The organism is Deltaproteobacteria bacterium (assembly GCA_020845895.1).
GTDB lineage: Bacteria > Lernaellota > Lernaellaia > JACKCT01 > JACKCT01 > JADLEX01.
This window is the reverse complement of record JADLEX010000070.1, coordinates 1-7,181: the sequence shown is the minus strand read 5'-3', so window position 1 is coordinate 7,181 and position 7,181 is coordinate 1. Positions and strand designations below refer to the sequence as shown.

6 protein-coding genes are annotated in these 7,181 nt (G+C 65.3%); all 6 read left to right on the top strand.

The window, feature by feature from the left end; translation table 11 throughout:
- Positions 1–274: 274 nt before the first annotated feature.
- Entirely contained in the window at positions 275–1,090 is an 816-nt protein-coding gene (locus IT350_09720) for a DUF1295 domain-containing protein (GenBank protein ID MCC6158319.1), read from the top strand.
- A gap of 187 nt (positions 1,091–1,277) precedes the next feature.
- On the top strand, positions 1,278–3,179 hold the full coding sequence (locus IT350_09715; GenBank protein MCC6158318.1) for a DUF5060 domain-containing protein: 1,902 nt from the start codon (positions 1,278–1,280) through the stop codon (positions 3,177–3,179).
- A 101-nt stretch (positions 3,180–3,280) separates the two neighbouring features.
- Positions 3,281–5,176, top strand: a complete 1,896-nt coding sequence (locus IT350_09710) for a GNAT family N-acetyltransferase (GenBank protein MCC6158317.1) — start codon at positions 3,281–3,283, stop codon at positions 5,174–5,176.
- Between the two features lie 77 nt (positions 5,177–5,253).
- Positions 5,254–5,640, top strand: a complete 387-nt coding sequence (locus tag IT350_09705; GenBank protein ID MCC6158316.1) for an AbrB/MazE/SpoVT family DNA-binding domain-containing protein — start codon at positions 5,254–5,256, stop codon at positions 5,638–5,640.
- A gap of 12 nt (positions 5,641–5,652) precedes the next feature.
- On the top strand, positions 5,653–5,910 hold the full coding sequence (locus IT350_09700; protein MCC6158315.1) for a type II toxin-antitoxin system RelE/ParE family toxin: 258 nt from the start codon (positions 5,653–5,655) through the stop codon (positions 5,908–5,910).
- A 54-nt stretch (positions 5,911–5,964) separates the two neighbouring features.
- Positions 5,965–7,181: CoA-binding protein (locus IT350_09695; GenBank protein ID MCC6158314.1), on the top strand; the 1,217-nt coding region annotated here is incomplete at its 3' end.

Below are 7,181 nucleotides of genomic sequence, written 5' to 3'. Positions count from 1 at the left end.
GGGCGTGTCAACTTGGGGTGGGCCAATGACACCGCCGACGCGATCAACAACGGGCAGGGGCTGGATGTGACCTGCGAGGAAAGCGAGGGGTGCCGTCGCCGGTAATCACGGAGATCGGCGACGCCTCGACAGGCGAGACGACCGGCGGGGTTTCCCGCCGGTTGTTTTTTTTTGGGAGGCGGCACTCGCCGCCCCCGGTTTGCTTGGCATCGGGGGCGACCCACGGTTAATATCCCCTACCCGAATCGCGCAAAAATTCGAGGGGGGCGAACGTATGACGGAACTCGTGATCGTTGCCGGGGCCACCGCCGCGTCCGTCGTCGCGCTCATGTTCGGCGTGTGGATCGCCGGCCTGATCCGTCGCGACGCGAGCATCGTCGACACGTTCTGGGGTCTCGGCTTCGTCATGATCGCGTCGATCGCCAACGTACTCTCCCACGGCTACGCGCCGCGCCGTTTTCTCGTATTGATGCTCGTCGGCTTCTGGGGGCTTCGCCTCGCGTGGCACATCGCGCTGCGTTCGGTGGGTCGGGGCGAGGACCCGCGCTACGCCGCGATGCGCGCGAAATTCGGCGACGCCTTCTGGTGGAAGAGCCTGTTTGTCGTTTTCGTCCTTCAAGGCGTGCTGATGTGGGTGATCGCGCTGCCGATCCTCGTCGTGCAGACGGCCGACGGTCCGGCGCGGCTCGGTGTCGTCGACGGTTCCGGTCTGCTCGTCTTCGCCGCGGGCCTCATCATCGAAATGACCGCCGATCAACAGCTCGTGGAGTTTCGCGCAAGGCCCGAGAACCGCGGCCGCGTGCTGGATACGGGCTTGTGGCGCTGGTCGCGGCATCCCAACTATTTCGGCGAGTGCCTGATCTGGTGGGGACTGTGGCTGCTTTGTTCGAGCGCGCCCTTTGGATTCTGGACGATCGTCAGCCCGATCGTCGTCACCGTGCTGCTCGTGCGCGTTTCGGGCGTACCGATGCTCGAAGGGCACCTGCGTACGAATCGGCCCGGCTATGACGATTACGTCCGGCGCACCAGCGCGTTCGTGCCGTGGTTTCCCAAGCAGCCGGAACAGGCGGATGGCGGGTCAAACTTGTAGCGGAGCGTGTGAAATGTCCACGTGGCGCGGAATTCTGTCATTCCGACCGGAGCGAAGCGGAGTGGAGGAATCCCTTCGCGGTTCGCAATTCAAAGGGATTTCTCGACTCGGCCGGGCAGCCTCACTCGAAATGACAGACCAGCGTCTCAATCGACGTCGATTAATCCAATGGCCCATTAGAATTCTCTTGGCGTTATTGCTGGCGGGCACGGCCCACGCGGCTTCCATCGAAGACGTCTCTCCAGCGGCGATCGAGCTTGATCTCTACGACCGCGTGGAATTTTCGATCACGCTCGGCGACGCCTACGCGAATCCCTACGACCCCGATGAGATCGAGGTGAATCTCGAACTCGAGACGCCCGGCGGCGACACGATCGTCGTGCCCGCGTTCTGGTTCGAACCCTACGAGCGCTCGCTGGACGGCGACTTGGAAAAGTGGACCGCGTCGGGCGACGGCGGATTTCGCGCGCGATTTGCCCCGCTCGAGACGGGCTCGTACACCGGCCTCGTGCGCGCGACGGACGGCGACGGCGAGGACACGTGGGGGCCGGTGGCGATGCTTGCCCACCCGCCGTTGCATACGGGCTTCGCGCGGGTGAGCGTTAAGAATTCCGCCGCGTTTCAGATCGACGGCGGCGATCCGTATGTGCCGCTGGGCTTCAACATCGACTGGGTGCGCGAGGACTCCGGCTCGTACGCCTACGAGAACTATCTCGATGCGCTCGTGGGCGGCGGCGGCGACTGGACGCGCCTGTGGCTCACGCACTTCGGCCAAGGGCTCACGCTGGAGTGGGGCGATTACCATTGGACGGGCTACTACGACGGCCTCGGGCGCTACAGCCAGCCGGTGGGCGCGAAGCTCGACACGGTCTTCGAATACGCCGAGTCGCTCGGCGTTTACATCCAGCTCGTGCTGCACCAACACAGCCAGTTCGAGACGTCGGCGTGGTCGAGTTGGGCGGAGAACCCCTACAACGCGGCGAACGGCGGACCGTGCGCGTCGAGCGCTGAGTACTTCACGAACGACGACGCGCTCGCCTACGCGCGCAAGCTGCACCGTTACATCGTCGCGCGATATCACGCCTATCGCTCGGTCTTCGCGTGGGAGCTGTGGAACGAGGCCGACCTGATCTTCGGCGTCGGCCCGGGCCTGATGAATCCGTGGTCGCAGGACGCAGCCGAGCGCATCCGCGCCCTCGATCCGACGGCCCACATGGTGACGACCAGCTACGGCTCCCCCGTGCCGCTGCCGGGTTTCGATTTGGGCACGTGGGACTTCAACAATCGCCACATGTACACCTATGGCTCGTGGCTGATTCCGTGGTTCCGGTTTTTGTATTTCGACAAGGGAACGCCGCTGCTGCTGTCGGAATTCGGCGTGGATTTCCAGGGCGTAGCGCACGAGCGCGACACGATCGGCGTCAACATCCACAACGGCATCTGGTCGGCGCTGGCGAACGGTTACGCGGGCGGCGCGATGAACTGGTGGTGGGACAACTACATCGAGCCGAACGACCTATGGTATCACAACGCGGCGCCGAAGGCATTCCTGCAAACGGTGCACGTGGCGGAATTCGACAACGTCGCGCCCGTGCGCGCCGACGCGGGCGACATGCATCTCGAAGCGTATGCCCGGCGCGCATTCGGCGACGGCGGCGCGTCGATCTGGGCGTGGGTGCACGACTGGCGCAGCGACTGGTGGGGGCCGATGGACGATCCGACGGTGGTGACCGGCGCGGTCGTGCGTTTGCTGGATCCCGCCGGCCCGATCGACGCGGCGGATTTCGGGGTCGCGGCGAAGCTCTTCGACACGTGGGAGGGGGAGTGGACGGACCTGCCGTCGGGCGCGCTTGCGTGGGGCGATGGCGAACTCGTCGTCACGCTTTCCGACTTCGCGCGCGACGTGGTGCTCGTCGTCACGCTGACGCCGCCGCCGGCCGAGGACGACGACACATCGGACGACGACACGGGAGACGACGACGCGACCGGCAATGACGACGCGGACGACGACAGCGCGACCAACGACGATGACGCGGCGGGCAACTCCGACGACTCGGACGACGACGATGAGGGCTGTTGCGGCTGCTGAACGACGCGGCGGCTCTCCGATCCCGTCCGTGAGCCCGAAAACCGCCGATTTTCGTTGACACACCGCGTCGCGTCCGATAAACGGTGCGCCGGGGAGGGCGCATGGGCCGGGACAGTCACGACGATCCCTTACGCGTCTGGCGCGAGCGGTATCCGGACAAATTCCAGACCGAAGAGTGGATTTTCTCGCAGATTCACCGCGGGTCCAAGATCTTTGTCGGCACCGCGTGCGGCGAGCCGCAGTACCTCATTCAGGCGCTCACCAAATACGTCGAATCACACCCCAAGCACGTGGTGGACGCCGAGGTCTTTCAGGTCTGGACGCTGGGCGTCGCGAGCTATGCCGAACCCCGGTTCAAGTCGAATTTCCGCGCGAACTCGTTTTTCATCGGCGACAACACGCGCGGCGCGGTGAATACCGGCGTCGCCGATTACACCCCGGTGTTTCTGTCGCAGGTGCCGCGCCTGTTTCATCGAGGGCTGGTCGAGGTCGATGTCGCGATGATTCAGGTCACGCCGCCGGACGAGCACGGATTCGTGAGCCTCGGCGTGAGCGTGGACATCGTGAAGGCGGCGACCGAGGAGGCGCGCCTCATCATCGCGCAGATCAATCCGCAAATGCCGCGCGTTCACGGCGACGGCTTCATCCACATCGACCGGCTCAACTACATCGTCGTGCACGACGAACCGCTGCTCGAATATCGGCCCGAGGCCGAGGAGCAGGTGATGATCGACATCGGGCGCTACGTCGCCCGGCTCGTGCAGGACGGCGACACGATCCAGGTGGGTTACGGCGCGACGCCCAACGCGATCATCCGCGCGCTCTCGACCAAAAAGCACCTGGGCGTGCACACCGAGCTGTTCACCGACGGCATCGCGCGGCTCATCGACGAGGGTGTGATCGACAACTCGCGAAAGACGCTCAACCCCGGCAAGACCATCGCCGCATTCTGCATGGGCACGGCCGACACCTACCGGTTCATCGACGACAACCCGCAGGTGGAGTTCCGCTCCATCCGCTACACCAACGCCCCGATGAACATCGCGCGCCAGGAAAACATGGTCGCGATCAACAGCGCGCTGGCGATCGATCTGACGGGGCAGGCGACGGCGGAGTCGATCGGCGGTCAATTTTACAGCGGCATCGGCGGTCAGGCCGACTTCATGCGCGGCGCGGTGATGGCCCCGGGCGGGCGGTCGATCCTGACGCTGCCCGCCACCGCGCGCGGCGGCGAGGTCTCGCGCATCGTGCCGCTGATTCCCGAGGGCGCCGGCGTCACGCTCAATCGCGGCGACGTGCATTACGTCGTCACCGAATTCGGCATCGCGTATCTGCACGGCAAGAATATCCGCGACCGGGCCATGGCGCTGATCGCCGTCGCCCATCCCAAATTTCGTTCCTGGCTGATTCAAGAGGCGAAGGCGCACCATCTGATTTACACCGATCAGGCGTTTTTACCGGGAAAGCGTGGCGAGTACCCGCCCGAGCTCGAATCGTTCCGACGCGACAAGCAGGGTCGCGAGATTTTTGTCCGGCCCGTGCGTCTGTCCGACGAGTCGTTGCTCAAGGATTTCTTTTACGACCTGTCGGAAAACACCCTGTATCGCCGGTTCATTTCGATGCGCCGCGACATCCCGCACGAGCGGCTGCAGGAATTCGTCGTCATCGACTACACGCGCGAGATCATTCTGCTGGTCTTCGATCCGACGCAGGAGGTCGAGACCGTAGTCGCGATGGGCCAGTACAACATGGAGCCCGATTCGCATGTCGCCGAGGTGGCCTTCGTCGTGCGTGACGAATACCAGAATCGCGGCATCGGCTCCGCGCTCCTGTCCTATCTGACGTTTCTCGGCAAAAAACAGGGCTTGCTCGGGTTCACCGCCGAAGTGCTCGTCGAAAACAAGCCGATGCTGCACGTCTTCGAAAAGGCCGGGTTCGAGATGGCCAAAGTGCGCGTCGAGGGCGTTTACGAGCTGCGCATGATGTTTCGGGACTGACGCGTGCGGTCGCTTGCCGCCGCGCCCAGGGGTGGGATACAATAAATTATGAAATTCTTGGATTCTTAGGAGGCGACATGCCCACCACCAAGGTCACCACCAACGGCTCGGTCACGTTGCCGGCGAAGTTTCGAAAGGCGCTGGGACTCGGTCCCGGCGACGTCGTGAGCGCCGAGCTGAAAAACGGCGCGATCGTCATGCGGCCCGCGAGGATCGTGCACGCCGACGACGCCTGGTATCACACGCGTCCGTGGCGCGAGGCCGAAGCGGAGGCCGACGAGGACATCGCCGCCGGGCGGGTGCACGGTCCTTTCGACGACGCGGCCACGGCGATCGGTTTTCTTCACACCGCGACGCGAGAAATCCGGTCGGCGAAACCCGGAAAGAAATCCCGGGCCGCCGCCGGCAAACCCGCGACCGCGCGTAAAACCAAACCCGGTGGCGGGAAACGTCGGGCAAAGTAGCGGACCGCAACCATGCGCATCGTCTTCTCCGACCGGTTCGTCCGCGACTACGCGAGGCTTCCTCGCGAAATTCGGGCGCGGGTCGACAAACAGATCGAATTGCTCGCGTCGAGTCCCGATCATCCGTCACTCGACCTGAAAAAGATGAGCGGCGTGACGGGAATCTGGCGCGTGAAGGTGACAGGGGGGTATCGGATCACGCTGCGGATCGAGCGGGACGTCGCCGTCCTGCGACGCGTGGGCCCGCACGACATTTTGAAAACGCCCTGACCTTCCGCACCGCGCGTCCGCCCACGTTTTCGGGAGGGCGCGCCGGGGGACAACGTGTTTGACCGTCTTTTTCGTCCGCGCGCCGTCGCCGTCATCGGCGCGTCGCGCAGCCCCGACAAGATCGGGAGCAAGATCCTCGCGAACATCGCCGCCGGGGGCTATGCCGGGCGTCTGATCCCGGTGAATCCGTCGGGCGGCGAGATGATGGGTCTTACGGCTGTCCGACGGATGGCCGAAATCGACGGCGAGGTCGATCTGGCGTGCGTCGCCGTGCCCGCGCCGCTCGTCGAGGCGGCGGTGCGCGACTGCGCGGCGCTCGGCGTGAAGCATCTCGCGATCATCACGTCGGGCTTCGCCGAAATCGGCGAGCTCGAGCTCGAACGGCGCGTCGTCGCCATCGCGCGCGAGGCGGGCGCCCGGGTGCTCGGCCCCAACATCTTCGGCGTCTACAGCGCCGCCGCCTCCATGAACGCGACCTTCGGTCCCCGTGACATCGCACCCGGCCACGTCGCCATCATCACGCAGTCCGGCGCGCTCGGCATCGCCATGATGGGCAAGACGCGCACCGAAAACATCGGCCTGTCGGCGGTCGTCTCGGTGGGCAACAAGAGCGACGTGGACGAGGCCGACCTGCTCGGTTACCTCGTCGACGACGACCACACGCGCGTGATCCTGATGTACATCGAGGGCGTGCGCGACGGCGCGAAGCTCGTCGAGGCGCTGCCGCGCGCGGTGCGCCGCAAACCCGTGATCGTCATCAAGTCGGGCCGGTCGCGACGCGGCGCCCTGGCCGCGGCGTCGCACACGGGCTCTCTGGCGGGCGCGGACGATGTGTTCTCGGCGATCATGCGCCAGTGCGGGGCGCTGCGCGCCGAGAGCATCGAGCAGGCGCTCGAGTGGTGCCGCTTCCTCTCGCTCTCCCCGCCGCCGCGCGGCGACAACACGGTGATCGTCACCAACGGCGGCGGCATCGGCGTGCTCGCCACGGACGCGTGCGAAAAAGACGACGTGCCGCTCTACGACGACGACGCCGACCTGGCGCGGGCGTTTCGCGACTGCGTGCCCGAGTTCGGCTCGCTGAAAAACCCCATCGACATCACGGGCGGCGGCCAGGTGGACGACTACGACCGCGTCATCGGCCGCGCCATCGAGCATCCGAATATCGACAGCGTCGTCGTGCTGGGCTGCGAGACCGCCGTGCTCTCGGGCGACACGCTCGACGCCACGCTGCGTCACGCGATGACGAGTCGCACCGTCAACAAGCCCGTCGT